General features: G+C 64.1%; 22 protein-coding genes. 11 read left to right on the forward strand and 11 right to left on the reverse strand.

Annotation, left to right across the window (positions count from 1 at the left end):
- Positions 1-22: 22 nt before the first annotated feature.
- Positions 23-1483, reverse strand: coding sequence for a membrane-bound lytic murein transglycosylase MltF (mltF, locus tag ACZ5BO_RS06730; RefSeq protein WP_025127539.1), 1461 nt, complete (start codon positions 1481-1483; stop codon positions 23-25).
- A 286-nt stretch (positions 1484-1769) separates the two neighbouring features.
- Between mltF and purL the strand changes: the two genes are divergently transcribed.
- Positions 1770-5666 carry a phosphoribosylformylglycinamidine synthase gene (purL, locus tag ACZ5BO_RS06735; protein ID WP_025127540.1) on the forward strand — a complete coding sequence of 1299 codons (3897 nt, stop codon included), beginning with the start codon at positions 1770-1772 and terminating at the stop codon, positions 5664-5666.
- Between the two features lie 5 nt (positions 5667-5671).
- Positions 5672-5983 carry a YqfO family protein gene (locus ACZ5BO_RS06740; protein WP_025127541.1) on the forward strand — a complete coding sequence of 104 codons (312 nt, stop codon included), beginning with the start codon at positions 5672-5674 and terminating at the stop codon, positions 5981-5983.
- Between the two features lie 112 nt (positions 5984-6095).
- Here the strand turns inward: ACZ5BO_RS06740 and nagE are convergent, their stop codons facing one another.
- The 7 genes from nagE to ACZ5BO_RS06775 all read right to left on the reverse strand — a co-directional run bounded on the left by nagE (position 6096) and on the right by ACZ5BO_RS06775 (position 14649).
- On the reverse strand, positions 6096-7814 hold the full coding sequence (gene nagE / locus ACZ5BO_RS06745) for an N-acetylglucosamine-specific PTS transporter subunit IIBC (RefSeq protein ID WP_464698870.1): 1719 nt from the start codon (positions 7812-7814) through the stop codon (positions 6096-6098).
- 22 nt (positions 7815-7836) lie between these two features.
- Complete coding sequence (gene ptsP, locus ACZ5BO_RS06750; RefSeq protein ID WP_464698872.1) at positions 7837-10371, reverse strand: phosphoenolpyruvate--protein phosphotransferase; 2535 nt, start codon at positions 10369-10371, stop codon at positions 7837-7839.
- Positions 10372-10400: 29 nt separating this feature from the next.
- Complete coding sequence (locus ACZ5BO_RS06755) at positions 10401-11423, reverse strand: SIS domain-containing protein (protein ID WP_464698874.1); 1023 nt, start codon at positions 11421-11423, stop codon at positions 10401-10403.
- Entirely contained in the window at positions 11404-12510 is a 1107-nt protein-coding gene (nagA, locus tag ACZ5BO_RS06760) for an N-acetylglucosamine-6-phosphate deacetylase (protein WP_025127545.1), read from the reverse strand. Before nagA ends, ACZ5BO_RS06755 begins: the two co-directional genes overlap by 20 nt.
- Before the next feature lie 29 nt (positions 12511-12539).
- A complete protein-coding gene (locus ACZ5BO_RS06765) occupies positions 12540-13271 on the reverse strand; it encodes a GntR family transcriptional regulator (RefSeq protein ID WP_025127546.1) in 732 nt (243 codons plus the stop codon).
- A 273-nt stretch (positions 13272-13544) separates the two neighbouring features.
- Positions 13545-14048, reverse strand: a complete 504-nt coding sequence (locus ACZ5BO_RS06770) for a L,D-transpeptidase family protein (RefSeq protein ID WP_464698877.1) — start codon at positions 14046-14048, stop codon at positions 13545-13547.
- 49 nt (positions 14049-14097) lie between these two features.
- Positions 14098-14649: an NUDIX hydrolase gene (locus ACZ5BO_RS06775; protein ID WP_025127548.1), complete on the reverse strand. Its 552-nt coding sequence runs from the start codon at positions 14647-14649 to the stop codon at positions 14098-14100.
- 148 nt (positions 14650-14797) lie between these two features.
- Between ACZ5BO_RS06775 and ACZ5BO_RS06780 the strand changes: the two genes are divergently transcribed.
- The 5 genes from ACZ5BO_RS06780 (at position 14798) to purT (ending at position 18070) form a co-directional block, all read left to right on the forward strand.
- On the forward strand, positions 14798-15397 hold the full coding sequence (locus ACZ5BO_RS06780; protein WP_025127549.1) for a CoA pyrophosphatase: 600 nt from the start codon (positions 14798-14800) through the stop codon (positions 15395-15397).
- A 56-nt stretch (positions 15398-15453) separates the two neighbouring features.
- Positions 15454-15978 carry a gamma carbonic anhydrase family protein gene (locus ACZ5BO_RS06785; RefSeq protein WP_464698880.1) on the forward strand — a complete coding sequence of 175 codons (525 nt, stop codon included), beginning with the start codon at positions 15454-15456 and terminating at the stop codon, positions 15976-15978.
- A complete protein-coding gene (locus ACZ5BO_RS06790) occupies positions 15975-16190 on the forward strand; it encodes a DUF1289 domain-containing protein (RefSeq protein ID WP_025127551.1) in 216 nt (71 codons plus the stop codon). Before ACZ5BO_RS06785 ends, ACZ5BO_RS06790 begins: the two co-directional genes overlap by 4 nt.
- A gap of 132 nt (positions 16191-16322) precedes the next feature.
- Positions 16323-16790, forward strand: coding sequence for a preQ0 transporter (locus ACZ5BO_RS06795; protein WP_464698882.1), 468 nt, complete (start codon positions 16323-16325; stop codon positions 16788-16790).
- A gap of 98 nt (positions 16791-16888) precedes the next feature.
- Positions 16889-18070, forward strand: a complete 1182-nt coding sequence (gene purT, locus ACZ5BO_RS06800; RefSeq protein ID WP_464698884.1) for a formate-dependent phosphoribosylglycinamide formyltransferase — start codon at positions 16889-16891, stop codon at positions 18068-18070.
- Positions 18071-18147: 77 nt separating this feature from the next.
- Here purT and ACZ5BO_RS06805 read toward each other — a convergent pair whose 3' ends face one another.
- The 3 genes from ACZ5BO_RS06805 to ACZ5BO_RS06815 all read right to left on the reverse strand — a co-directional run bounded on the left by ACZ5BO_RS06805 (position 18148) and on the right by ACZ5BO_RS06815 (position 21866).
- On the reverse strand, positions 18148-19464 hold the full coding sequence (locus tag ACZ5BO_RS06805; RefSeq protein WP_464698886.1) for an MFS transporter: 1317 nt from the start codon (positions 19462-19464) through the stop codon (positions 18148-18150).
- A gap of 350 nt (positions 19465-19814) precedes the next feature.
- The gene (locus tag ACZ5BO_RS06810) at positions 19815-21044 is read right to left on the reverse strand and encodes an HlyC/CorC family transporter (RefSeq protein WP_025127555.1); all 1230 of its coding nucleotides are present in this window, start codon (positions 21042-21044) and stop codon (positions 19815-19817) included.
- 9 nt (positions 21045-21053) lie between these two features.
- Positions 21054-21866, reverse strand: a complete 813-nt coding sequence (locus tag ACZ5BO_RS06815; RefSeq protein WP_025127556.1) for a cytochrome C assembly family protein — start codon at positions 21864-21866, stop codon at positions 21054-21056.
- A gap of 208 nt (positions 21867-22074) precedes the next feature.
- On the opposite strand from ACZ5BO_RS06815, the gene ffh reads away from it, so the two are divergent.
- From ffh to trmD, 4 genes are all read left to right on the forward strand, one after another.
- Entirely contained in the window at positions 22075-23451 is a 1377-nt protein-coding gene (gene ffh, locus ACZ5BO_RS06820; protein WP_025127557.1) for a signal recognition particle protein, read from the forward strand.
- Positions 23452-23700: 249 nt separating this feature from the next.
- Entirely contained in the window at positions 23701-23952 is a 252-nt protein-coding gene (gene rpsP / locus ACZ5BO_RS06825; protein WP_007927680.1) for a 30S ribosomal protein S16, read from the forward strand.
- 5 nt (positions 23953-23957) lie between these two features.
- Positions 23958-24494: a ribosome maturation factor RimM gene (gene rimM / locus ACZ5BO_RS06830; RefSeq protein ID WP_025127558.1), complete on the forward strand. Its 537-nt coding sequence runs from the start codon at positions 23958-23960 to the stop codon at positions 24492-24494.
- Positions 24476-25249, forward strand: coding sequence for a tRNA (guanosine(37)-N1)-methyltransferase TrmD (gene trmD / locus ACZ5BO_RS06835; protein WP_464698891.1), 774 nt, complete (start codon positions 24476-24478; stop codon positions 25247-25249). Before rimM ends, trmD begins: the two co-directional genes overlap by 19 nt.
- Positions 25250-25268: the final 19 nt, after the last annotated feature.

Genomic DNA, 25268 nt, shown 5'->3' on the forward strand with positions numbered 1-25268 from the left:
TATCAACAGGGCGTGAGCGGTTTCACAGTGGCGGGGTTTGTTCTGGCGGCTTGGTCTTGTCGATCCCGGGCACGTGCAGATTGCCTTCGGCGACTTGATCGCCTTCCAGCTGCGGCTGGGTCACCCAGGTCAGGATGTCGTAGTAACGCCGGATGTTGGCCACGAAATGCACCGGCTCACCGCCTCGGGCATAGCCATAGCGGGTCTTGCTGTACCACTGCTTCTGCGACAGGCGCGGCAGCATTTTCTTCACATCCAGCCACTTGTTCGGATTCAGCCCTTCTTTCTCCGCCAGCTTGCGGGCATCGTCCAGGTGGCCGGTGCCGACGTTATAGGCGGCGAGGGCGAACCAGGTACGGTCTGGTTCCTCGATCTTGTCGTCCAGCTGTTCCTTGATATAGGCCAGGTACTTGGCCCCGCCGCTGATGCTCTGCTTGGGGTCCAGGCGGTTGGACACGCCCATCGCCTGGGCGGTGTTCTGGGTCAGCATCATCAGCCCGCGCACGCCTGTCTTGGAGGTCACCTCGGCCTGCCACATCGATTCCTGGTAGCCGACGGCGGCCAGCAGGCGCCAGTCGAGCTTCTCCTGCTTGGCCGAGGCCTTGAAATGCTTCTCGTACTTGGGCAGGCGCTGCTGCAGGTGCTGGGCGAAGGTGTAGGCACCGACATAGCCGAGCACGTCGACGTGGCCGTAGTAACGGTCCTTCAGGCGTTGCAGGGTGCCGTTCTTCTCCACCTTGTCGAGGAAGGCGTTGATTTCGTTGAGCAGGCTGTTGTCTTCGCCGGCCGCCACTGCCCAGCTCTGGCTGCGGGCGTCACCGAGGTCGAAGGCCACCCGCACATTGGGGAAGTACACCTGGTTCATCGCCAGCTCATTGGAGTCCACCAGGGTCAGGTCGATCTGTCCTTCGTCGACCATGCGCAGCAGGTCCACCACCTCGACGGCGTCCGACTCTTCGTATTCGATGCCGGGGTACTTGAGTTTCAGTTCCGCCAGCTGCTCGGCGTGGGTGCTGCCCTTGAGCACCATGATGTGCTTGCCCACCAGGTTCTGTGGCGTGGTGGGGCGTGACTGGCCGTTGCGATAGATGACCTGGGGGGTGACTTCCAGGTAGGGGTGGGAAAACCGCACCTGCTGTTTGCGCTGCTCGCTGCTCACCAGGCCGGCGGCAGCCAGGACCGGGCCCTTGGGTTGGCCCAGCTGGTCGAACAGGTCGTCGAGGTTGTCGGCGGTCTCGATCTTTAGCTCGACCCCCAGATCATCGGCGAAGCGTTTCACCAGCTCGTATTCGAAGCCGGTTTCACCATTGCGATCCTGAAAGTAGGTGGCGGGGCTGTTGCGGGTGACCACCCGCAGCACGCCATCCTCCTTTACGCGCTCCAGGGTGCTGGGTTTTTCAACACAGGCGCCGAGCATCAGGAAGAGTCCGGTTACGATGAGCCATTTGGCGCAGCGCGGACGTAAAGCCATAGGGGAAAACATTGGCGCAGTATACGCAAAGGACAACGGCCGCCATATCTCGACAGCGAAGGGCTTGTCTGCTAGCGATCGGCGAGTGGCTCTGGAGGCCTCAAGAATGGGGCTTGCGCCCTTCATGTGACAATTGAAATAACCCGGCGAAATGACCCTGATGAGCCTTTGTTATAGGGCGAGGGGGCCAGGCCGACATTCGGAGGCACCCGGGATTGGGTTTCGGGTGCCGATGCCAGCGGTTTACGTTAGAATGCACGGCCTCAAAGCACACCCCCTTCCCGAGGCTGTCCCGAAGATGTTGATCCTGCGCGGCGCTCCTGCCCTTTCTGCCTTTCGCCACAGCAAACTCCTTGAGCAACTGAGCCAGAAGATCCCGGCTGTCAGTGGCCTGTATGCTGAATTCGCTCACTTCGCCGAGGTTACCGGCGTCCTGACCGGCGACGAACAGCAGGTGCTAGCGCGCCTTCTGAAGTACGGCCCCAGCGTTCCGGTACAAGAACCTGCAGGTCGCCTGTTCCTGGTCCTGCCGCGTTTCGGCACCATCTCGCCCTGGTCGAGCAAGGCCAGCGACATCGCCCGCAACTGCGGCCTGAGCAAGATCCAGCGCCTGGAGCGCGGTATTGCCTTCTATGTGGCCGGAGAATTCAGCGATGCCGACGCGCAACTGATCGCCGACCTGCTGCACGACCGCATGACCCAGATCGTGGTGGCCAACCTGGACCAGGCTGCCGGCCTGTTCAGCCACGCCGAGCCCAAGCCGCTGACCGCCATCGACCTCCTCGGTGGTGGCCGCGCAGCCCTGGAGAAGGCCAACGTCGAGCTGGGCCTGGCCCTGGCCGAAGACGAGATCGACTACCTGGTCAACGCCTTCCAGGGGCTCAAGCGCAACCCCCACGACATCGAACTGATGATGTTCGCCCAGGCCAACTCCGAGCACTGCCGCCACAAGATCTTCAACGCCAGTTGGGACATCGACGGCCAGAGCCAGGAAAAATCCCTGTTCGGCATGATCAAGAACACCTACCAGATGCACAGTGAAGGTGTGCTGTCCGCGTACAAGGACAACGCCTCGGTGATCGTGGGCAACGTTGCCGGTCGCTTCTTCCCGGACCCTGAGACCCGCCAGTACGGCGCGGTACAGGAGCCTGTGCACATCCTGATGAAGGTCGAGACCCACAACCACCCGACCGCCATTGCCCCATTCCCGGGTGCTTCCACCGGCTCCGGTGGCGAGATCCGCGACGAAGGCGCTACCGGTCGTGGCGCCAAGCCCAAGGCCGGCCTGACCGGGTTCACCGTTTCCAACCTGCAGATCCCGGGTTTCGAGCAGCCGTGGGAAGTGCCTTACGGCAAGCCCGAGCGCATCGTTACCGCGCTGGACATCATGATCGAAGGCCCGCTGGGCGGCGCCGCGTTCAACAACGAATTCGGCCGTCCGGCCCTGACCGGCTACTTCCGTACCTTCGAGCAGTCGATCACCACCCCCCGTGGCGACGAGGTTCGCGGTTACCACAAGCCGATCATGCTGGCGGGCGGCATGGGTAACATCCGTGCCGAACACGTGCAGAAGGGCGAGATCGAGGTCGGCTCCAAGCTGATCGTCCTCGGTGGCCCGGCCATGCTGATCGGCCTGGGCGGCGGCGCTGCTTCCTCGATGGCCACCGGCACCAGCTCGGCCGACTTGGACTTCGCTTCGGTACAGCGCGAAAACCCGGAAATGGAACGCCGCTGCCAGGAGGTCATCGACCGTTGCTGGCAATTGGGTGACAAGAACCCCATCAGCTTCATCCACGACGTGGGTGCCGGCGGCCTGTCCAACGCCTTCCCCGAGCTGGTCAACGATGGCGACCGTGGTGGGCGTTTCGAGCTGCGCAATATTCCCAATGACGAGCCGGGCATGGCGCCCCACGAGATCTGGTCCAACGAATCCCAGGAGCGTTATGTGCTGGCGGTGGGCGCGGCCGATTTCGAGCGCTTCAAAGCCATCTGCGAGCGCGAGCGCTGCCCGTTCGCGGTAGTCGGCGAAGCCACTGCCGAGCCGCAGTTGACCGTGACTGACAGCCACTTCGGCAACAGCCCGGTGGACATGCCCCTCGAAGTGCTGCTGGGCAAGGCCCCGCGCATGCACCGCTCGGCGGTTCGCGAGAACGAGTTGGGCGACGATTTCGATCCGTCGACCCTGGACATCGCCGACAGCGTCGAGCGCGTCCTGCATCACCCGGCCGTGGCCAGCAAGAGCTTCCTGATCACCATCGGCGACCGCACCATCACCGGCCTCGTGGCCCGTGACCAGATGGTCGGCCCGTGGCAGGTCCCGGTGGCTGACGTTGCCGTCACCGCCACCAGCTTCGACGTCTACACCGGCGAAGCCATGGCCATGGGCGAGCGCACTCCGCTGGCCCTGCTGGACGCTCCGGCCTCGGGCCGCATGGCCATCGGCGAAACCCTGACCAACATCGCCGCTTCGCGGATCAACAAGATCTCCGACATCAAACTGTCGGCCAACTGGATGTCCGCTGCCGGTCACCCAGGTGAAGACGCGCGCCTGTACGACACCGTCAAAGCGGTCGGCATGGAGCTGTGCCCTGAGCTGGGCCTGACCATTCCGGTGGGCAAGGACTCGATGTCCATGGCCACCCGCTGGAGCGATGAAGGCGCAGACAAGAGCGTGACCTCGCCGCTGTCGCTGATCGTGACCGGTTTCGCCCCGGTGGCGGACATCCGTCAGACCCTGACCCCAGAGCTGCGCATGGACAAGGGCATCACCGACCTGATCCTGATCGACCTCGGTCGCGGACAGAACCGCATGGGCGCCTCGATTCTCGCGCAGACCCACGGCAAGCTCGGCAAGCAGGCTCCGGACGTCGACGACGCCGAAGACCTCAAGGCTTTCTTTGCGGTGATCCAGGGCCTTAACGCCGACGGTCACCTGCTGGCCTACCACGACCGCTCCGACGGTGGTCTGCTGGTCAGCACCGTGGAAATGGCCTTCGCCGGCCATTGCGGCCTGAGCCTGAACCTCGACGGCCTGGCGGAAACGTCCGCGGAAATCGCCGCGATCCTGTTCAACGAAGAGTTGGGCGCGGTGATCCAGGTTCGCCAGGATGCCACTGCGGACGTACTGGCCCAGTTCAGCGCTGCCGGCCTGGGCGACTGCGTGGCGGTGATCGGCCAGCCGGTCAACAACGGTCACATCAATATCGAGTTCAACGGCGAAAGCGTGTTTGCCGGTGAGCGTCGTTTGCTGCAACGCCAGTGGGCCGAGACCAGCTACCAGATCCAGCGCCTGCGGGACAACGCCGATTGCGCCGAACAAGAGTTCGACGTGCTGCTGGAGGAAGACAACCCGGGCCTGAGCGTGAAGCTGGGCTTCGACGTCAACCAGGACATCGCCGCGCCTTATATCAAGAAGGGCGTGCGTCCCCAGGTGGCGGTCCTGCGTGAGCAGGGCGTCAATGGCCAGGTGGAAATGGCTGCAGCGTTCGATCGTGCCGGTTTCAACGCGATCGATGTGCACATGAGCGACATCCTCGCCGGTCGGGTCGACCTCAACGAGTTCAAGGGCATGGTCGCTTGCGGCGGCTTCTCCTATGGCGACGTCCTGGGTGCCGGTGAAGGCTGGGCCAAATCGGCGCTGTTCAACAGCCGCGCCCGCGATGCCTTCCAGGGCTTCTTCGAGCGCAACGACACCTTCACCCTGGGTGTGTGCAACGGTTGCCAGATGATGTCCAACCTGCACGAGCTGATCCCGGGCAGCGAGTTCTGGCCGCACTTCGTGCGTAACCGTTCCGAGCAGTTCGAGGCCCGGGTGGCGATGGTCCAGGTTCAGGAGTCGAACTCGATCTTCCTGCAGGGCATGGCCGGTTCGCGGATGCCGATCGCCATCGCCCACGGCGAAGGCCATGCGGAATTCGAGAGCGAGGAAGCCTTGCTGGAAGCCGATCTGTCCGGTTGCGTGGCCCTGCGCTTCGTCGACAACCATGGCAAGGTCACCGAGCGTTACCCGGCCAACCCGAACGGTTCGCCACGGGGCATCACCGGCCTGACCAGCCGCGACGGCCGCGTCACCATCATGATGCCGCACCCTGAGCGAGTGTTCCGTGCCGTGCAGAACTCCTGGCGTCCGGAAGAGTGGAACGAAGATGCGGCGTGGATGCGCATGTTCCGCAACGCTCGCGTCTGGGTGAACTGAGGCTGATGTACAAGCTCAGCTTCTTCGTGCCTCCCAGCCATGTGGAGCAGGTCAAGAATGCCGTGTTCGCCGCCGGTGGCGGCCGAATCGGTGATTATGACCAGTGCGCCTGGCAGGTGCTCGGCCAGGGGCAGTTCCGCCCGTTGGACGGCAGCCAGCCGTTTCTCGGGCAGACCGGCCTGGTGGAGCATGTGGAGGAGTGGAAGGTCGAGCTGGTGGTGGCCGATGAACTGATCCGCAGTGTGGTGATGGCCCTCAAGCAGAGCCATCCCTACGAGACGCCGGCCTATGAGGTGTGGCGCCTGGAAACGTTCTGAAGCTATCCACAGACAAAAAGCCCGCTGAACCGGAAACGGTCAGCGGGCTTTTTTATGCCCAGGGAGCGAGCGCCAGCCGCAGGCTGCATCAGGCTGGCGAGGCGCCTGCGCCTCAGGCGTTAGCGCCGACCTGGCGCGGGTCCAGCAGGGGTTGCAGGGCACTGTTGAGCCCCGTGGCCTTTTCGCCGATCAGCACATGCCAGACATTCCCCTGCAGGTGGCGCAAGCCCCGGCAGCCCAGGGCCTGGAGTGCCGGTTCCGAGAGGGCGCGGTTGTCGTCGACCCTGACGCGCAAGCGGGTCAGGGCTACGCAGTCCAGCTGCAACAGGTTGCCTGCGCCGCCAAGGGCTGCGAGCCAATGCCGGGCTTCCTGTTCGCCAATGTGCACCGGTGGCACAGGTTCGTCATCGGGCGCGGCGGCGACGCCGGAGTGCTCCCCAGTGGCCAGCGGCAAGGCTTGGCGGATCTCATCGGCAATGCTGTCGGCCAGCGGGCCGACCACCACCTGCAGGCTGCCGCCCTTGCCCGGGCGCACCACGGCCATGGCGCCCAGGGCCTTGAGTTGCGCATCGCAGGCGCGGTTGCGGTCGGCCAGTTCCAGGCGCAGGCGGGTGGTGCAGGCGCCGACGGTGATCAGGTTGCCGGCGCCCCCCAGGGCCTGGATATAGGCGTCGGCGCGTTGCTCGCTGCCGAGCTCGGCCTTCTCACCGGCAGGGCTGTCTTCACGGCCCGGGGTCTTCAGGTTGAAACGGCGAATGCAGAAATCGAACACCAGGTAGTACACCACCGCGTACAGCAGCCCCACCGGAAACACCTTCCAGCCGTTGGTGGAACGGCCCCAGCCCAGGGCCATGTCGATGGCGCCGCCGGAGAAGGTGAAGCCCAGGTGGATGTTCAGCAGATTGGTCAGGGCCATGGCCATGCCGGTGAGCAGTGCGTGCACCAGGTACAGCAGTGGTGCGAGGAACATGAAGGCGAACTCGATGGGCTCGGTGACCCCGGTGAGAAACGAGGTCAGGGCCATGGACAGGAAAATCCCGCCCATCACCTTGCGCCGTTCCGGCGGGGTGTTGCGGTACATGGCCAGGCAGGCGGCGGGCAGGCCGAACAGCATCATCGGGAACATCCCGGTCATGAACTGGCCGCCCTTGGGGTCGCCGGCGAAGTAGCGGGTCAGGTCGCCGGTGACCACCGCGCCGGTGGCCGGGTCGGTGAAGCTGCCGAAGATGAACCAGGCCATGTTGTTGAGGATGTGGTGCAGGCCGGTGATGATCAGCAGCCGGTTGAACACGCCGAAGACGAAGGCGCCGAAGCTGCCGCTCTCCAGCAGCAGTTGGCCGAAGCTGTTGATGCCGTGCTGGATCGGCGGCCAGATCAGGCCGAACACCACCCCCAGGCCCACGGCGGTGAAACCGGTGGCAATGGGCACGAAGCGCCGGCCGCCGAAGAATGCCAGGTACTCCGGCAGCTTGATGTCCTTGAAGCGGTTGTACAGCGCGCCGGCCATCAGGCCGCTGATGATCCCGGCGAGCATGCCCATGTTGATGCTGGCGTCGAGCACCTTGAGGGTCGAGATCATCACCAGGTAGCCGATGGCCCCGGCCAGCCCGGCAGTGCCGTTGTTGTCCTTGGCAAAGCCTACGGCAATGCCGATGGCGAAGATCAGCGCCAGGTTGCCGAAGATCGACTGCCCGGCGTCGTGGATGATCGCGATGTTCAGCAGGTCGGTGTCACCCAGGCGCAGCAGCAGGCCGGCAATGGGCAGGATGGCGATGGGCAGCATCAGTGCCCGTCCGAGGCGTTGCAGGCCCTCGATGAAATACTGGTACATGGCGTCTCTCCGGGAGTTCTTGTTATGGGTGCAGAGGCCAATGCTGCGCACAGGCCTGACGGACTGCGGCGGCGCCGGGAAGGTTGAGCAGCGACTGGGCCAGGTGCTGGCACTCGGCGGCGTCCAGCTGGCGTACCCGCTCCTTGATCTCGCCCACCTGGGGCGCACTGACCGACAGCTCGCTGACCCCAAGGCCGATCAGCACCGGAGTGGCCAGGGGATCGGATGCCAGGGCGCCGCACACCCCGACCCAGCGTCCGTGGCGCTGGGCGCCGGCGCAGGTCTGGGCGATCAGCCGCAGCAAGGCGGGGTGCAGGGCATCGACCCGGGCCGCCAGCCCGGCATGGTCACGGTCCATGGCCAGGGTGTACTGGGACAGGTCGTTGGTGCCGATGGACAGGAAGTCGGCGTGCTCCGCCAGTTGCTCGGCCATCAGCGCGGCGGCCGGGACTTCGATCATCACCCCCAGCTCCGGGCGCCGGGTCAGGCCCCGCTCGCCGGCCAGGGCATCCAGGCGCTGGCGGATATGCAGCAGCTCGGCCACTTCGGTGACCATGGGCAGCATCACCCGGCAGCGCCCCACGGGGCTCACCTGGAGTAATGCGCGCAATTGCTGATCCAGCAGTTCCGGCCGGGCCTGGGCCAGGCGAATGCCCCGCAGGCCGAGCACCGGGTTGGCCTCCGCCGGCAGCGGCAGGTAATCCAGTTGCTTGTCGCCGCCGACGTCGATGGTACGAATGATCACCGGCTTGTCGCCCATGGCGTCCAGCACGGCCTGATAGGCCTGGCGTTGCTCGGCCTCATCCGGGGCGGTGTGGCGATCGACGAAGAGAAATTCGGTGCGCAGCAGGCCGACGCCATCGGCACCGCTCTGGTGGGCGTCCCGGGCTTCGGCGCTGGAGGCGACATTGGCGGCCACCTCGATCTGCCGGCCGTCCCGGGTCAGGGCGGCGGCGTGGGCGTGCTGCTGTTGCTGCTGGCGCCGTTGCCGACGGGTTTCATGGGCTTGGCGCACCTGTTCGATGCGTTGCGAGTCCGGGGCCAGTTCCAGGCGCCCGGCGTCGGCATCGAGCACCACGTGCTGGCCGTTGTCGAGGCCCAGCAACGGTGTACCCAGGGCCACCAGGCAGGGCAGGCCCTTGCCCCGGGCGAGAATCGCCACGTGGGAGGTGGCGCCGCCGGCGGCCATGCACAGCCCGGCCACGCCCTGGGCGCTGAGTTGCAGCAGGTCGGACGGGGTCAACTCCTCGGCGGCGACAATGGCCCCGGGTGGCAGCTCGTAGTGCCAGGCTTCCCCCAGCAGGGCGCGCAGCACCTGTTGCTGCAGGTCGCGCAGGTCATTGGCACGCTCCGCCAGAAGCGGGTTGCCCAGCTGTTGCAGCACCAGGCACTGCTCGGCGATGGCCGCGCTCCAGGCGTGGGTGGCGGCCTGGCCCTGGGCGATGGCCTGGTCGGCGGCGTCCAGCAGGGTCGGGTCTTCGAGCAGGGCCAGATGGGCATTGAAGATGTCCTGTTCGTCCTGGTCCCGGCGCTGCCTGGCTTGTTCCAGGGTGTGCTGGACATCGCCGCGGACCTTGTCCAGGGCCGTGCTCAGGGCCTGTCGTTGGGGCGCGGGCGGATGCTGGCCCGGATCTTCCGGCAGTTCCATGGCCGAGAGGCGAAACAGCGGACCGCAAACCAGCCCTGGGGCGGCGCAGACACCTTGCAGCATACCGTCCTCGATCGGTCGCTCGAGGACCTGAGCAGGCGCCGCATTGCGGGCATGAGTCGCGGTTGCCAGCGGGGTGCCGAGGGTCTTGAGCAAGGCTTGCAAGGCTTCCTGGCAATCGGCGCCCTGGCAACTGACCAGCACCTCATCCTGTTCGCCGATGCCCAGGCCCAGCAGGGCGATCAGGCTGGAACAGGGGGCGCTCTGGCCCTTGAAGGTCAACTGGGAGCGGCTGTTGAAGTTTGCCGCTGCCTGGCGCACCAGGGCGGCGGGGCGAGCATGCAGGCCGCCGTGATGGGCGACCTTGACCCTGGCGCTGGCCTGCTCATCGGGTGCCGCCTGGGACGCGGCCTGTGATGAGCCCTGCGCCTGGGTATTGATGCGTCGGGTGATGTGCAGCAAGGGCTCGCCCACTTTGACCTTGTCCCGGGCCAGGGGGCGCAGCTCGAACCCTTCGCCATTGGTCAGGATCAGCAGGCTGATCAGGCTCCTGCAGTGTTGCGCCACATGGTCCAGGTCGACCCACAGCAGGGGCTGGCCGGCGCTGACTTGCTGGCCTTCCTCCACCAGCAAGGCAAAGCCTTCGCCTTGCAGTTCGACGGTGTCCAGGCCCAGGTGCAGCAGCAGTTCGGCGCCGTTGGCGGCCCGCAGGGTCAGGGCATGGCCGGTGCGTGCGACCTGGATCACCTGGCCGGCACAGGGCGCGTGCAGGGTGTCGTTGAGGGGGTCGATGGCAATCCCGTCGCCCATGGCGCCGCTGGCGAACACCGGGTCGGGGACATCGCGCAGGGGCAATACCGGCCCGCTGAGCGGGGCACTGAGCGTCAGCTCGTTATTGTTGTTGTGCATGGCGCAGTACTCATCGATCAAAGGGGGGCTTAGTGAGTGCGGGTCACTTTGCTCAGGTGGCGCGGCTGGTCGGGGTCCATGCTACGGGCCTCGGCGAGACTGGCGGCCATGACGTAGAAACTCTGGATCGCCAGGATCGGGTCGAGCACCGGATGCTCCGCGCGGCTCAGGGTCAGGTCGCGTTGCTCGATGTCGTCCGGTGCCGCCAGCAGCACCTTGGCGCCACGCTGGCGCATGTCGGCGGCCAGGCTCAGCAGGCCACCCTGTTCTGCGCCACGGGGGGCGAACACCAGCAGCGGGTAGTCGTGATCGATCAGTGCCATCGGACCGTGACGGACCTCGGCGCTGCTGAAGGCTTCGGCCTGGATGGCCGAGGTTTCCTTGAGCTTGAGCGCGGCTTCCTGGGCGATGGCAAAGCCGGCACCGCGGCCGATCACCATCAGCCGCTGGCAATCGCGCAGGGCATGGGCCGCCAGGCTCCAGTCCTGGGTTGCCGCCTGCTGCAGGCCTTCGGGCAGGGCCAGGCCGGCCTCCAGCAGTTGAGGGTCGTCATTCCAGTGGCCGATCAGGCGGGCGCTGGCGCTGAGGGTGGCGATAAAACTCTTGGTGGCGGCCACGCTCTGTTCGGCACCGGCCCACAGCGGCAGGGAGAATTCACTGGCGGCCTCCAGCGGGCTGTTCTCCGCATTGACCATGGCCACGCTGAGGGCGCCGCGCTTGCGCAGCAGGCGCACGCTGTTCACCAGGTCCGGGCTCTGCCCTGACTGCGAGAAGGCGAACACTGCCTGGCCGCTGACCCGCAGCGGGGCCTGTTGCATGGTCACCACCGACATCGGCAGCGAGGCCACCGGGATACCCACCTGCTGCATAGTCAGGTAGGCGAAGTAGCTGGCGGCGTGGTCGGAACTGCCCCGGGCCACGGTCATTGCCACTTGCGGCGGCTGGCGCCGCAGGCGGCCGGCGACCTCGATCAGCGACGGGTCCAGGTGCTGCAACTGGCTGTGCACGGCCGTGTGCGAGGACAGCGCCTCTTCAAGCATTTTTGAAGTCAATGTCTTCTCCTTCGACCATGACGGCGGTCAGTGTGAGTGCGCGGTCCAGGCGCACGCTGTCGGCCCAGCTGCCGGGCTGCAGGCGGCCGCGCTCGGGAATGCCGAGGTAGTCGGCGGGATATTGCGAAAGTCGCTGCGAGGCTTCGGCCAGGGGCAGGCCGATCTTCACCAGGTTGCGCAGCGCCTGGTCCATGGTCAGGGTGCTGCCGGCCAGGGTGCCGTCCGGCAGGCGCACCCCGCCCAGGCACTTGGTCACGGTGTGGCTGCCGAGCTTGTATTCGCCGTCCGGCATGCCGGCGGCGGCCGTGGAATCGGTGACGCAGTACAGGCACGGGATCGAGCGCAGGGCCACGCGCATGGCACCGGGATGGACGTGCAGCAGGTCGGGAATCAATTCGGCGTACTGGGCATGGGCCAGGGCGGCACCGACGATGCCTGGCTCACGGTGATGCAGCGGGCTCATGGCGTTGTACAGGTGGGTGAAGCTGGTGGCTCCGGCGGCGAGGGCGGCCACGCCTTCTTCGTAGCTGCCCAGGGTGTGGCCGATCTGCATGCGCACGCCCCGGGTACTAAGGGCGCGGATCAGGCCGTCGTGACCGGCGATTTCCGGGGCGATGGTGATCACCCGGATCGGCGCCAGGGCAAGGTATTGCTCGACCTCCGCCAGCAGCGCGGTGTGGGCGAAGTTGGGCTGGGCGCCGAGTTTGCCGGGGTTGATGTAGGGGCCTTCCAGGTGCACGCCCAGGACCCGGGCACAGCCCTGGGGGCGTTGTTCGGCGTAGGTCCCCAGCTCGCCCAGGACCCGGGTGATCTCGGCGGTCGGCGCGGTCATGGTGGTGGCCAGTAGCGACGTGGTGCCGAAGCGCAGGTGGGTACGGGTGATGGTGTCGAACGCTGCGGTGCCCTCCATGATGTCCTTGCCGCCACCGCCATGCACATGCAGGTCGATAAAGCCCGGCAGCAGGTAGGGCAGGTCGTTGTCTGCCGGATCGCAAGGCTGGCCCTCGATGCTCAGGACCTTGCCGTCGCGGTGGACCAGGCGGCCGCGGATCCAGCCTTGGGGGGTGAGGATATTGTCTTCGGACATGGGGAGTTCTCTGGCACCAGGGGCGCGGGTCAGCGTCGCAGTTCAGCGACGAAGTCGTAGTAGTCGTTGCGGCAATAGGTGTCGGTGACTTCGATCGGTGTGTTGTCTTCCAGGTAGCCGACCCGGGTCATCAGCAGCATCGCAGTGCCCGGGGCGATCCCCACCAGGGCGGCAAACTCGTCCGAGGCATTGATCGCCTGGATGTGCTGCAGGGCGCGGACCACTGGGCGGCGGATGCTGTCGAGGTATTCGTAGAGCGAGTCGCCGACTGCCTCAGGGTGGGGAATGATGTGGGCCGGCAGGGTGCTCATCTCGATGGCCATCACCGTGTCGTCGGCTTTGCGCAGGCGCTTGAGCCGCGCCACCTTGTCGTTGGGCGACAGGCCGAGGCGGATCAGTTCTTCATGGGTGGGCGGGGTGAGGGTGCGCTCGAGCCATTGCGAACCTGGCACGAACCCCTTGAGGCGCAGCATCTCGCTGAAGCCCGAGAGCCGGGAGAGCGGTTGCTCCAGGCGTGGCGTGATAAAGGTGCCGGAGCCCTGGCTGCGGCGGATCAGGCCTTGTTCGAACAGCACTTCCAGGGCCTTGCGGGCGGTGACCCGGGAGATGCCCAGCAGTTCGCTGAGGTTGCGTTCCGAAGGCAGCGCCTGCTCGGCTTTCCACTGGCCGGCGTGGATCGCCGCTTCCAGGTTGCGGGCCAGTTGCAGGTACAGCGGGGTGGGCTGGGTGTCGTCGGGACGCAGGGTCAGGAGCTGGTTCATCAGTAGGTTTCCGATGCGGTTATTTAGGTTGTTGTCGCCCGGTAGTGGCGAAAAACTAATACCACTTAAATACCATGTCAACGCCACTGATCAGCTGAAGGCGCCATAAACCGGGTGTTTTCTATGGCTGATCAAGGGGGGAGGAGGCGAGTGGTATTAGAGCGGTCTGGCAGTGGTAGCCATTCTTCTGCTCGCGACCCCGGGCGGGTCGCGAAGTGGTATGCGTGCCCAGGCAGGGCAGGAGGGAGTGAAATATTTTTGCCCGCAAGGGCTTTAAGGGCGGATTTCGATCATGGTGCCGTCCTTGACCAGGTTCCAGATCTCGCGCATGTCGACGTTGCGCATGGCGATGCAGCCATCGGTCCAGTCCAGGGTATGGAAGTACTGCTCCGGAAACTCCTCGGTGTCCGGGGTGCCGTGGATCATGATCATGCCTCCCGGGTCCACGCCTTCACGCCGCGAGCGGGCGGCATCGGTGATGTTCGGGTAGGAAATGTGCATGGCCAGGTAATAGCGGTCGCTGGTCTTGCGCCAGTCGAGCCAGTACAGGCCTTCGGGCGTGCGCTTGTCACCCTCCATGAGCTTGGTGCCCTTGGGCCTCTTGCCCAGGGAAATCCGGTAGGTCTTCAACGGCTTGCCGTCGTTGATCAATTGCAGCTGGTGGGCGGATTTGAGGACCAGGACCTTTTCGATCACTTTGCCATCCAGGGTTTCCACCATGGAGGCCTGGGACAGGGTAACGACGGAACAGCACAGAAGGGCAAGCAACCAGCGCATTGACACGATATCCCCAGGCGCGCACGGAGCTTGCGTGCACGTTTATTGTTTAAGTGATGGCAGGCTGAGAGAGCGGCGGAATGGATTCGCAGCGCACTGGAAATGCCGCTGCTCGCCGGTCAGCGAAGAAGCATTCTAAGGTACGGCCGACGGTGCGAAAAGCCAGCTCGGACCAAGGGATGTCGGCTTCGTCGAACAGTTGCACTTCCAGGCTTTCCGGGCCGGCGGCAAAGTCCAGGTCGGCCAGCTCGGCGCGAAAGAACACGTGCACCTGGCTGATGTGCGGCACATCGATCAGGGTGTAGATGTTCAAGTGGCGTACCCGGGCGCAGGCTTCCTCGAAGGTTTCGCGGGTGGCTGCCTGTTCCACGGTTTCGCCGTTCTCCATGAAGCCTGCCGGCAGGGTCCAGTAGCCCAGGCGCGGCTCGATGGCACGGCGGCACAGCAGTACCTTGCCCTCCCAGGTGGCAAGGCATCCGGCCACGATATTGGGGTTCTGGTAATGAATGGTCTGGCAGTGATCACAGACAAACCGCAGGCGTGAATCGCCTTCGGGAATGCGCTGGGTCACCGGGTTGCCGCACTGGCTGCAAAATTTCATGCTGGGTATCCGAAAAGGCTGGGGCTATCTTGGCGCGGCGGCCCCGTTGTCGGCAAGTTGTCGTTAAGCGACATGCCCCGGGGGCGGGGGTTGGGCCGAAGATTGGATTGGTGCATGATGCACGGTAGCCAACAGATCGAGATGCCTCATGCTGGACGAGCTACTTCATCGGGTAAGCCAATACACACCGCGAACACTGGAGACCGACCGACGTTTTCCCGAGGCCGCGGTGCTGGTGCCCATCACTCGCAGCGACGAACCGGAGATGGTCCTGACCCTGCGCGCCAGCGGGCTGTCGACCCACGGTGGTGAAGTGGCCTTTCCCGGGGGGCGGCGCGACCCGGAAGACCCGGACCTGATCTTCACCGCCCTGCGCGAGGCCGAGGAAGAGATCGGCCTGCCGCCGGGGCTGGTCGAGGTCATAGGTCCCTTGAGTCCGTTGATATCCCTGCACGGCATCAAGGTCACGCCCTACGTCGGGGTGATTCCCGACTATGTCGAATACCTGGCCAACGACGCCGAGATCGCCGCTGTTTTCAGCGTGCCGCTGGAGTTCTTTCGCCAGGACCCTCGCGAGCATACCCACCGTATCGATTACCAGGGCCGCAGTTGGTACGTCCCCAGCTACCGCTTCGGCGAATACAAGATCTGGGGCCTGACCGCGATCATGATCGTCGAGCTGGTCAACCTGCTGTACGACGCCAGGATCAGCCTGCACCACCCGCCGAAAAACTTTATCAACACCTGAAGCCATCCCTTCGTATGGCCTGAACCCGCGGCTGCCTGAGCCATGAGGATAACAAGATGAAATACCGCCTGGGCGATGCCCGAGTCGACACCCATCCGCAGAGCTGGGTAGCCCCGAATGCCACGCTGGTGGGCAAGGTCAAGCTGGAAGAGGGGGCCAGCGTGTGGTTCAACGCGGTGCTGCGGGGCGACAACGAGCTGATCCTGATCGGCAAGCACAGCAACGTCCAGGATGGCACGGTGATGCACACCGACATGGGCTTTCCACTGACCATCGGCACCGGCGTGACCATCGGCCATAACGCCATGCTGCATGGCTGCACCGTGGGCGACTACAGCCTGATCGGCATCAACGCGGTGATCCTCAACGGCGCGAAAATCGGCAAGAACTGCATCATCGGCGCCAACTCGCTGATCGGCGAGGGCAAGGAGATTCCCGATGGTTCGCTGGTCATGGGCTCGCCGGGCAAGGTGGTGCGCGAACTCACCGAGCCGCAGAAGAAAATGCTTGAGGCCAGCGCCGCGCACTACGTTCATAATGCTCAACGTTATGCCCGAGACCTGGTTGAGCAAGAGTCATGACTACCCCGGAAAGACCCGTCGCCTCGCCTTGCGTGAGCATCTGTGCCCTGGATGAGCAGGATATCTGCACCGGTTGCCAGCGCACCGTGGATGAAATCACCCGCTGGAGCCGCATGGACAATACCGAGCGGCGTGCGGTCCTGGCCCTGTGTCATGAGCGGGCCAAGTCCAGTGGCCTGCTGTGGATGATCGGCTCCAGCTCGGCAAGTTGATCCGCTCGTTTCGCCGGCAAGCTGGCTCCTGCAATCTTGTGCAGCAGCCAGCTTGCCGGCGAAAGGCTTTCTTGGCCCAGCCCCGGGCCTGCAGTAACCTGTACACCTTCCTGACAGGTACTCTTCGCCCCCATGTTCTTCCTGATCGCCTATATCAGCAGTGTCGTGCTGATCAACTACGCCTTTTCCACCGCTCCGCACCTGGACATCATCTGGTCGGCCTGGGGTGGGCTGGTGTTCGTCCTGCGGGACATGGTGCAGACCCGCTTCGGCCACGGCGCCATCATCGCCATGCTGGCGGCCCTGGTGCTGTCCTATGTGACCTCTGATCCGACCATTGCCCTGGCCAGCGCCACGGCCTTCGCTGTTTCCGAATGCATCGACTGGCTGGTGTTCAGCATCACCAAGCGGCCGCTGCACGACCGTTTGTGGATCAGCTCGGCCCTGAGCATTCCCCTGGACACCTTCATCTTCTTCGGCATGATCGATGCCCTGACCCCAGGCGTGATCCTGACCGCCCTGGGCTCGAAGTTCGCCGGGGTCACCGTGGTCTGGCTGGCCATGGCCTGGCGTTTGCGCAAAGCGGCGTGCGCCAGCTGAGCCAAGGCTTGCGGTTCATGTAAAATGCCGCGCTTTCTCCCATGGGTCGCGCGCCTGGCGCTCGGCCCTCGATGATCCGCTCCTTTGAGGACCTTCAGATGACTCGTATCGGAACTCCATTGTCGCCAACCGCGACCCGCGTCTTGCTTTGTGGCTGTGGTGAGTTGGGCAAGGAAGTAGTGATCGAGCTGCAGCGCCTGGGGGTCGAGGTGATTGCCGTGGACCGCTACGCCAACGCCCCGGCGATGCAGGTGGCCCATCGCAGCCACGTGATCAACATGCTCGATGGCGCGGCCCTGCGGGCGGTGATCGAGGCGGAGAAGCCGCACTTCATCGTGCCGGAGATCGAAGCCATCGCCACCGCGACCCTGGTGGAACTGGAAGCCGAAGGCTTTACCGTGATCCCGACGGCGCGCGCCACTTCGCTGACCATGAACCGCGAAGGCATCCGTCGCCTGGCCGCTGAAGAACTGGACCTGCCGACTTCGCCGTACCACTTCGCCGATACCTTCGAAGACTATTCCAAGGCCGTCGAAGACCTGGGCTTCCCGTGCGTGGTCAAGCCGGTGATGAGCTCCTCGGGCAAGGGCCAGAGCCTGCTGCGCAGCATCGATGACGTGCAGAAGGCCTGGGATTACGCCCAGGAAGGCGGGCGTGCCGGCAAGGGCCGGGTGATCATCGAGGGCTTTATCGACTTCGACTACGAAATCACCCTGCTGACCGTGCGCCATGTAGGCGGCACCACCTTCTGCGCCCCGGTCGGCCATCGTCAGGAGAAGGGCGACTACCAGGAATCCTGGCAGCCCCAGGCCATGAGCCCGAAAGCCCTGGCGGAATCCGAGCGGGTGGCCAAGGCGGTCACCGAAGCCTTGGGTGGTCGCGGCCTGTTCGGCGTGGAGCTGTTCATCAAGGGCGACCAGGTATGGTTCAGCGAAGTGTCGCCGCGCCCTCACGACACCGGCCTGGTGACCCTGATTTCCCAGGATCTGTCGCAGTTCGCCCTGCATGCGCGGGCGATCCTCGGCTTGCCGATTCCCTTGATCCGTCAGTTCGGGCCTTCGGCTTCGGCGGTGATCCTGGTGGAAGGGCAATCCACCCAGACCGCCTTCGCCAACCTCGGCGTCGCCCTGAGCGAGCCAGACACCGCGCTGCGCCTGTTCGGCAAGCCTGAGGTCAACGGCCAGCGGCGCATGGGCGTTGCCCTGGCGCGGGACGAGTCGATCGAGGCCGCTCGGGCCAAGGCGACCCGTGCTGCGCAAGCGGTAGTGGTCGAGCTGTAAAAAGCATCGCGAGCAAGCTCGCTCCTACAAGGTCCGGATTGAACCTGTAGGAGCGAGCTTGCTCGCGAAGCGGCCGCTCAGGCCACCCGATTCAAATCATTGTGTCGCGTTTCCTTCAAGCACAGGACCGCGATCAGGCTCAGGATCGCCGCCCCCGAAACATACCCCCCAACCCAGCTCAAGCCACCCATCGCCACCAGCTTCTGGGCGAAAAAGGGTGCCGCTGAAGCACCGACAATACCCCCCAGGTTGTAAGCCGCCGAAGCGCCGGTATAACGCACGTGGGTCGGAAACAATTCCGGCAGCAGGGCGCCCATCGGGGCGAAGGTCACCCCCATCAGGAACAGCTCGATGCACAGGAACAGCGCCACCCCGGCGGTGGAGCCCTGGGTCAGCAGCGGTTCCATGGTGAAACCGGAAAGAATCGCCAGTACCCCGCCAACGATCAGCACCGGTTTGCGCCCGTAACGGTCGCTGGCCCAGGCCGACAAGGGCGTGGCCGCCGCCATGAACAGCACCGCGAAGCACAGCAGGCCGAGGAAGGTTTCCCGGCTGTAGCCCAGGGTGGCGACGCCGTAGCTCAGGGAGAACACGGTGGAGATGTAGAACAGTGCGTAGCACACCACCATCGACGCGGCGCCCAGCAGCACCGGCTGCCAGTACTGGGTGAACAGTTCCATCAGCGGCATCTTTACCCGTTCCTGGCGCGCCACGGCATTGGCGAAGACCGGGGTCTCATGCAGTTTCAGGCGCACATACAGGCCCACCATCACCAGGGCAGCGCTGAGCAGAAAGGGAATGCGCCAGCCCCAGGAGCGGAACTGTTCATCATCCAGGCCCATGGCCAGGCCCAGGAACAGGCCGTTGGCGGCAAGAAAGCCGATGGAAGGGCCCAGTTGCGGGAACATGCCGAACCAGGCGCGCTTGCCCTCCGGGGCATTCTCCGTGGCCAGCAAGGCGGCGCCCCCCCATTCGCCACCGAGGCCCAGGCCCTGGCCGAAACGCAGCACGCACAGCAGGATCGGGGCCCAGGCGCCGATACTGGCGTAGCCCGGCAGCACGCCGATCAGAGTGGTGCAGACCCCCATCAGCAATAACGAGGCGACCAGGGTCGACTTGCGGCCAATGCGGTCGCCGAAGTGACCGAACAGGGCCGAGCCCAGGGGGCGGGCGAGGAAGGCGATACCGAAGGTCAGGAACGCCGAGAGCATCTGCGCAGTGCCGGAAGTCTGGGGAAAGAACACCGGGCCGATCACCAGCGCGGCGGCGGTGGCGTAGACGTAGAAGTCGTAGAACTCGATGGCGGTGCCGATAAAGCTGGCAGTGGCCACCCGGCTGGCGGAGTTGGTCGGTTGGGCAGGCGCGGAGGCGCTGTAGGTGGTGCTGGTCGTCATGCGGTTATCCCTGACAGTCTGTGCTCCAGTGGAGCGAATTATTATGGTCGAGCACCCAGGGATGTGGGTTTGGTGCGTTCGTCGTTCGGGATGGGAACGACGTCGAACTTGGGGCGGATCGGTGGTGCAGGATCTCGCGGAGTGCGGATAGCACGCGGGGCTGCGGGGCTTGGGTAAGCCGCTCGATTATAGAAAGGCCCCTAACGATCAAACAAGGATTAAAGCGCGGGCAGAGCGGCAGTCAGTTGATGCAACTGGCGGCCCAGGGGCGAAGCCGGGGTGATCCTGCTGCAACCACCAGGGCTTGCGGTGTGTGCATGAGGACGGTCAGTGCGGGTCGCGGTTGGACGTCAGATGAGGGCGGGGAGGCTGCTGGTGTGCCAGATCAGCACGCGGCTGACGCGGTTTTCCTCAGTCTCGAGGATCTCCAGGCGGTAGCGGCCGATCTTCAGGCACACGGCGCTGTCGGGAATGGTTTCCAGGGCTTCGGTGACCAGGCCGTTGAGGGTCTTGGGGCCGTCGCTGGGCAGGTGCCAGCCCAGGCTCTTGTTCAGCTCGCGGATCGACGCCGCGCCTTCCACCACGTAACGGCCGTCGGCCTGGGGATGGATGTGGGGGTTGTCCAGGCTGTGCTCGCTTTCGAATTCGCCGACGATTTCTTCGAGGATGTCCTCCAGGGTGACGATGCCGAGGACTTCGCCGTATTCGTCCACCACCATGCCCAGGCGGCGCTTCTGCTTGTGGAAGTTGAGCAGTTGCAGCTGCAGCGGGGTGCTTTCCGGAACGAAATAGGGTTCGTGGCAGGCGGCCAGCAAGGCCTCCTTGGTCAGGCTGGCGTCAGGCAGCAGGTGGCGGATCTGTCGGGTGTTGAGCACGGCCTCCACCTGGTTGATATCGCTGTGGAACACCGGCAGGCGCGTGCGTCTGTTCAGGCGCAGCTGGGCGATGATCTCGTCGATGGAGTCGTCCAGGTTGATGCCGTCGACTTCACTGCGGGGCACCAGGATGTCATTGACGGTGATGTTGTCCAGCGCATGGATGCCGGACAGGGCGTGGGGCTCCTGGCTGGCGGGCTCGTCGTCGAGCAAGGCCGGGTCGTCGTCGCTGTGCTTGACCGCGTTGGCCTTGGCGGCAAACGGCCGCAGCAGCAACTGGCCGATGGCATTGAGCAGCCAGGCCAGGGGGTAGACGATCTTCATCGGGATGGCCAGCAGGCTGTTGCCCAGGCTCAGGGTCCCTTCCGGATAGCGTGTGGCCAGGGTTCGCGGCAGGTATTCGGCCAGCACCAGGAGACAGCAGGTACTGATCAGGCAGGCCAGCCAGGGGCCGCTCTCGGCCCAGTAGAACAGGGCCAGCAAGGTGCTGATGATCACCGCCAGCACTCGGCACAAGGTGTTGCACAGAATCAGGCTTTCCTTGGGGAAGGCCAGGCGTGCTGTGGCTTTGTCACCCGGGCGCGAGCCGTTGCGCAAGGTCAGCAAGTGCTGCTGGGCGGCATCGATGGCGGTGAACAACCCCGACCAGACGATGAGCAGGGCAATTACCGCAAGCATGGGCCCGGAGGGCAGGGAATCGGTCATGGCCGGTCGTCAGATGTGCAGGATGTATTCACGAACCAGCTTGCTGCCGAAGTACGCCAGCATCAGCAGGCAGAATCCCGCCAGGGTCCAGCGAATCGCCTTGTGCCCACGCCAGCCGAGGCGGTTGCGGCCCCACAGCAGCACGCTGAACACCACCCAGGCCAGGCAGGCCAGCAGGGTCTTGTGCACCAGGTGCTGGGCAAACAGGTTCTCGACGAACAACCAGCCGGAAATCAGCGACAGCGACAGCAGGGTCCAGCCGGCCCACAGGAAGCCGAACAGCAGGCTTTCCATGGTCTGCAGCGGCGGGAAGTTCCTGATCAGTCCGGAAGGGTGCTTGTTCTTCAACTGGTGATCCTGCACCAGTAGCAGCAAGGCCTGGAACACCGCGATGGTGAACATGCCGTAGGCCAGGATCGACAGCAGGATGTGAGCCAGGATCCCGGGTTCCTCGTCGATCACCGGCACCGTGCCGGTAGGCACGAACTGCGCCAGCAGCACCGTCAGGGCGCCGAGGGGGAACAGCAGCACCAGCAGGTTCTCCACGGGAATCCGCGAGCAGGCCAGCAGGCTCAGGGCAATCACGGCGGCGGCGATCAGGCTGGCAGCACTGAAGAAATCCAGGCCCAGGCCGACCGGAGTCACCAGGTGAGTGACCAGGCTGGCAGCGTGGGCCAGCAACGCCAGTACGCCGAGAGTGACCAGCAGGCGTTTCTCGGCCTTGGCGCCGGAAGCCAGGCGAGAGCCTTGATAGAGGGTCGCAGCGGCATAAAGGACGGCGGCGGCGAGGGTGGGTAGCAAACTGGGTGACAAGGGGAGCATAAATCCTGTTAGGCAAGCCCGAAAGCCGCTGAGTTTGGCATAGAACCCACAGCCCTGAAAGACCACCCAAGCAGACGGCGAGGTGTCCGGCACGCACAGTCTTCGCTATAATCCGCGACCTGCCCACGCCGCAGGCTCATCGAGCACTTGTTTATCACGCTCTGGGCCGCCATTACCCCGGTCTACCTTGGGCCTGAAAGGATCGAGCATGTTTGAAAACCTAACCGACCGTCTCTCGCAGACGCTGCGCCATGTCACCGGCAAGGCCAAGCTGACCGAGGACAACATCAAAGACACCCTGCGTGAAGTGCGCATGGCGTTGCTCGAAGCCGACGTTGCCCTGCCGGTGGTCAAGGACTTCGTCAATTCGGTGAAGGAGCGTGCGGTCGGCACCGAAGTGTCCCGCAGCCTGACCCCGGGCCAGGCTTTTGTGAAGATCGTCCAGGCCGAGCTGGAAAGCCTGATGGGCGCGGCCAACGAAGACCTGAATCTGAGTGCCGTGCCGCCCGCCGTGGTGTTGATGGCCGGCCTGCAGGGTGCCGGTAAGACCACCACCGCCGGCAAGCTCGCGCGCTTTCTCAAGGAGCGCAAGAAAAAGAGCGTGATGGTGGTGTCCGCGGACGTCTACCGTCCGGCGGCGATCAAACAGCTGGAAACCCTGGCCAATGACATCGGCGTCACCTTCTTCCCGTCGGACCTGAGCCAGAAGCCGGTGGCCATCGCCGAAGCGGCTATAAAGGAAGCGAAACTCAAGTTCATCGATGTAGTGATCGTCGACACCGCCGGTCGCCTGCACATCGATGAAGAGATGATGGGCGAGATCAAGGCCCTGCACGCTGCGGTCAAACCGGTGGAAACCCTGTTCGTGGTCGACGCCATGACCGGTCAGGACGCCGCCAACACCGCCAAGGCCTTTGGCGACGCGCTGCCGCTGACCGGGGTGATCCTGACCAAGGTCGACGGTGACGCCCGTGGCGGTGCCGCGCTGTCGGTGCGGGCCATCACTGGCAAGCCGATCAAGTTCATCGGCATGGGTGAGAAGACCGAAGCCCTGGAACCGTTCCACCCGGAGCGTATTGCTTCGCGGATTCTCGGCATGGGCGACGTGCTCAGCCTGATCGAGCAGGCCGAACAGACCCTCGATAAAGACAAAGCCGACAAGCTTGCTAAAAAACTGAAGAAGGGCAAGGGCTTCGACCTCGAAGACTTCCGCGACCAACTGCAACAGATGAAGAACATGGGCGGCCTCGGTGGCCTGATGGACAAGCTGCCGAACATCGGTGGTGTCAACCTGGCGCAGATGGGCAATGCCCAGGGCGCAGCCGAGAAGCAGTTCAAGCAGATGGAAGCCATCATCAACTCCATGACCCCGGCCGAGCGCCGCGACCCTGAACTGATCAGCGGTTCGCGCAAGCGCCGGATCGCCATGGGTTCCGGCACCCAGGTGCAGGACATCGGTCGCTTGATCAAGCAGCACAAGCAGATGCAGAAGATGATGAAGAAGTTCTCCGCCAAGGGCGGAATGGCCAAGATGATGCGCGGCATGGGCGGTATGCTGCCCGGCGGCGGCATGCCGAAAATGTAAAGAATCCGCGCCGGCAGTCATGCCGGCGCTCTTCCACGGGGACGTGGAATCTCCAGCCAGCCTCCACCCGAGGCGCGCTGACCCGCTGTCGCTTGCGACGGCTCCATGGCAAATCTGAGTGGCGGCCGATGGGCGCCGGAAAAAGTCATTTGCAAAAGTCCGGATATTCCTTAGAATATGCGGCCTTTCGGGCACCCATGCCCGCTGTGCATTTAGATTTGCAGCACCGACTACAGGAACGATGTTCACATGCTAACAATCCGTCTTGCCCTTGGCGGCTCCAAAAAGCGCCCGTTTTACCACTTGACCGTAACCGACAGCCGTAACCCACGTGACGGTTCGCACAAGGAACAAGTTGGCTTCTTCAACCCGATCGCTCGTGGTCAAGAAGTCCGCCTGTCCGTGAACCAAGAGCGCGTAGCCTACTGGCTGAGCGTGGGTGCACAGCCTTCTGAGCGTGTTGCTCAGTTGCTGAAGGAATCGGCTAAGGCTGCAGCCTGAACCCTATGAACGCGACGCCAGCTCCTGCTGATGATTTGATCGTTATCGGCAAAATCTACTCTGTTCATGGCGTTCGCGGCGAAGTGAAGGTCTTTTCCTTTACTGATCCGATTAAAAACCTGTTGGACTACAAAACCTGGACGCTCAAGCGCGAAGGTAGCGTGAAGCAGGTTGAGCTGGTCAGTGGACGCGGGAACGATAAGTTCCTGGTCGCGAAGCTCAAGGGTCTTGATGATCGTGAAGAAGCTCGTCTTCTGGCCGGTTACGAGATCTGCGTGCCCCGCAGCCTGTTCCCTGAACTGACCGACGGCGAGTACTACTGGTACCAGCTGCAAGGTCTCAAGGTTATCGACACCCTCGGGCAACTGCTCGGACAGGTCGATCACCTGCTGGAGACCGGCTCGAACGATGTAATGGTGGTCAAGCCTTGCGCTGGCAGCCTGGATGATCGCGAACGCCTGTTGCCCTATACCGAGCAATGCGTGTTGGCCGTCGACCTGGCCGCGGGCGAGATGAAGGTGGAATGGGACGCGGACTTCTAAACGTGGCTAATTTGCGCGTAGAAGTGATCAGTTTGTTTCCCGAGATGTTTGCCGCCATCAGCGACTACGGCATAACCAGCCGCGCGGTGAAACAGGGGCTGTTGCAGCTCACCTGTTGGAATCCGCGAGACTACACCACGGATCGACATCACACTGTGGACGATCGCCCGTTTGGCGGTGGCCCTGGCATGGTGATGAAGATCAAGCCCCTGGAGGATGCACTGGTACAGGCCAGGAACGCAGCCGGGGAGGGTGCGAAGGTGATCTACCTGTCGCCCCAAGGCCGCCAACTGAATCAGTCGGCGGTACGCGAGTTGGCGAACGAGGATGCATTGATCCTGATTGCTGGTCGTTATGAAGGCATTGACGAGCGTTTTATTGAAGCTCATGTCGATGAAGAGTGGTCGATTGGCGACTATGTACTCTCCGGTGGCGAGCTGCCGGCGATGGTCCTGATTGATGCGGTTACGCGACTGCTGCCCGGAGCTTTAGGGCATGTGGATTCCGCGGAGGAAGATTCCTTCACGGACGGTCTGCTGGATTGCCCGCACTACACCCGACCGGAGGTGTATGCGGATCAGCGTGTTCCCGACGTGTTGCTAAGTGGCAACCACGCACACATCCGGCGTTGGCGTTTACAGCAGTCCCTTGGTCGGACCTATGAACGACGCGCCGATCTTCTGGAAAGCCGCTCGCTTTCTGGAGAAGAGAAGAAGCTGCTCGAGGAATATCTCCGCGAGCGGGACGATAGTTAACAACGTATCGATGGTAGAT

The sequence above is a fragment of the Pseudomonas sp. FFPRI_1 genome (assembly GCF_055384485.1).

What these genes read in the sequence shown, in the direction of transcription:
- mltF (WP_025127539.1), bottom strand. Translation starts at nt 1,483, where the DNA reads ATGTTTTCCCCTATGGCTTTACGTCCGCGCTGCGCCAAATGGCTCATC.
- purL (WP_025127540.1), top strand. Translation starts at nt 1,770, where the DNA reads ATGTTGATCCTGCGCGGCGCTCCTGCCCTTTCTGCCTTTCGCCACAGC.
- ACZ5BO_RS06740 (WP_025127541.1), top strand. Translation starts at nt 5,672, where the DNA reads ATGTACAAGCTCAGCTTCTTCGTGCCTCCCAGCCATGTGGAGCAGGTC.
- nagE (WP_464698870.1), bottom strand. Translation starts at nt 7,814, where the DNA reads ATGTACCAGTATTTCATCGAGGGCCTGCAACGCCTCGGACGGGCACTG.
- ptsP (WP_464698872.1), bottom strand. Translation starts at nt 10,371, where the DNA reads ATGCACAACAACAATAACGAGCTGACGCTCAGTGCCCCGCTCAGCGGG.
- nagA (WP_025127545.1), bottom strand. Translation starts at nt 12,510, where the DNA reads ATGTCCGAAGACAATATCCTCACCCCCCAAGGCTGGATCCGCGGCCGC.
- ACZ5BO_RS06765 (WP_025127546.1), bottom strand. Translation starts at nt 13,271, where the DNA reads ATGAACCAGCTCCTGACCCTGCGTCCCGACGACACCCAGCCCACCCCG.
- ACZ5BO_RS06770 (WP_464698877.1), bottom strand. Translation starts at nt 14,048, where the DNA reads ATGCGCTGGTTGCTTGCCCTTCTGTGCTGTTCCGTCGTTACCCTGTCC.
- ACZ5BO_RS06775 (WP_025127548.1), bottom strand. Translation starts at nt 14,649, where the DNA reads ATGAAATTTTGCAGCCAGTGCGGCAACCCGGTGACCCAGCGCATTCCC.
- ACZ5BO_RS06780 (WP_025127549.1), top strand. Translation starts at nt 14,798, where the DNA reads ATGCTGGACGAGCTACTTCATCGGGTAAGCCAATACACACCGCGAACA.
- ACZ5BO_RS06785 (WP_464698880.1), top strand. Translation starts at nt 15,454, where the DNA reads ATGAAATACCGCCTGGGCGATGCCCGAGTCGACACCCATCCGCAGAGC.
- ACZ5BO_RS06790 (WP_025127551.1), top strand. Translation starts at nt 15,975, where the DNA reads ATGACTACCCCGGAAAGACCCGTCGCCTCGCCTTGCGTGAGCATCTGT.
- ACZ5BO_RS06795 (WP_464698882.1), top strand. Translation starts at nt 16,323, where the DNA reads ATGTTCTTCCTGATCGCCTATATCAGCAGTGTCGTGCTGATCAACTAC.
- purT (WP_464698884.1), top strand. Translation starts at nt 16,889, where the DNA reads ATGACTCGTATCGGAACTCCATTGTCGCCAACCGCGACCCGCGTCTTG.
- ACZ5BO_RS06805 (WP_464698886.1), bottom strand. Translation starts at nt 19,464, where the DNA reads ATGACGACCAGCACCACCTACAGCGCCTCCGCGCCTGCCCAACCGACC.
- ACZ5BO_RS06810 (WP_025127555.1), bottom strand. Translation starts at nt 21,044, where the DNA reads ATGACCGATTCCCTGCCCTCCGGGCCCATGCTTGCGGTAATTGCCCTG.
- ACZ5BO_RS06815 (WP_025127556.1), bottom strand. Translation starts at nt 21,866, where the DNA reads ATGCTCCCCTTGTCACCCAGTTTGCTACCCACCCTCGCCGCCGCCGTC.
- ffh (WP_025127557.1), top strand. Translation starts at nt 22,075, where the DNA reads ATGTTTGAAAACCTAACCGACCGTCTCTCGCAGACGCTGCGCCATGTC.
- rpsP (WP_007927680.1), top strand. Translation starts at nt 23,701, where the DNA reads ATGCTAACAATCCGTCTTGCCCTTGGCGGCTCCAAAAAGCGCCCGTTT.
- rimM (WP_025127558.1), top strand. Translation starts at nt 23,958, where the DNA reads ATGAACGCGACGCCAGCTCCTGCTGATGATTTGATCGTTATCGGCAAA.
- trmD (WP_464698891.1), top strand. Translation starts at nt 24,476, where the DNA reads ATGGGACGCGGACTTCTAAACGTGGCTAATTTGCGCGTAGAAGTGATC.